General features: G+C 54.0%; 1 rRNA gene. It reads right to left on the reverse strand.

What is annotated here, in order from left to right:
* Positions 1 to 213 (reverse strand): 23S ribosomal RNA (locus MXF20_RS23345); the annotation flags it as partial.

The raw sequence follows: 213 nt of genomic DNA on the forward strand, positions 1-213 counted from the left end.
TCTTCCGGCGAGCGGGCTTTTCACCCGCTTTATCGTTACTTATGTCAGCATTCGCACTTCTGATACCTCCAGCAAACCTCACAGTTCACCTTCAGCGGCTTACAGAACGCTCCCCTACCCAACAACATTTACATGTCGCTGCCGCAGCTTCGGTGCATGGTTTAGCCCCGTTACATCTTCCGCGCAGGCCGACTCGACCAGTGAGCTATTACG

The organism is Pantoea dispersa, from assembly GCF_035783935.1.
Taxonomy (GTDB): domain Bacteria; phylum Pseudomonadota; class Gammaproteobacteria; order Enterobacterales; family Enterobacteriaceae; genus Pantoea; species Pantoea dispersa_C.